Raw genomic sequence first — 763 nt, 5'->3', positions numbered from 1 at the left:
TTTTAGTCTGTCGATGTCATCTGTATCAGGCTGAAAATCTGTCTCTTCGCCAAAACATCTTCGGCGTTGTAAGGTTAAGCCTCACGGTTCATTAGTATCGGTTAGCTCAATGTATCGCTACACTTACACACCCGACCTATCAACGTCATCGTCTTTAACGTTCCTTCAGGAGACTTAAAGTCTCAGGGAGAACTCATCTCGGGGCAAGTTTCGTGCTTAGATGCTTTCAGCACTTATCTCTTCCGCATTTAGCTACCGGGCAATGCCATTGGCATGACAACCCGAACACCAGTGATGCGTCCACTCCGGTCCTCTCGTACTAGGAGCAGCCCCCCTCAATTCTCCAGCGCCCACGGCAGATAGGGACCGAACTGTCTCACGACGTTCTAAACCCAGCTCGCGTACCACTTTAAATGGCGAACAGCCATACCCTTGGGACCTACTTCAGCCCCAGGATGTGATGAGCCGACATCGAGGTGCCAAACACCGCCGTCGATATGAACTCTTGGGCGGTATCAGCCTGTTATCCCCGGAGTACCTTTTATCCGTTGAGCGATGGCCCTTCCATTCAGAACCACCGGATCACTAAGACCTGCTTTCGCACCTGCTCGAGCCGTCACTCTCGCAGTCAAGCTAGCTTATGCCTTTGCACTAACCTCCTGATGTCCGACCAGGATTAGCTAACCTTCGTGCTCCTCCGTTACTCTTTAGGAGGAGACCGCCCCAGTCAAACTACCCACCAGACACTGTCCGCAACCCGGAT

1 rRNA gene is annotated in these 763 nt (G+C 52.2%); it reads right to left on the bottom strand.

From position 1 onward, the window contains the following. Window positions 1-70 precede the first annotated feature (70 nt). A 23S ribosomal RNA gene (locus ACU8YC_RS25185) occupies window positions 71-763 on the bottom strand; the annotation flags it as partial.

Source organism: Citrobacter sp. VF227 (assembly GCF_052950715.1).
This window is presented reverse-complemented; position numbering and strand designations above follow the sequence as displayed.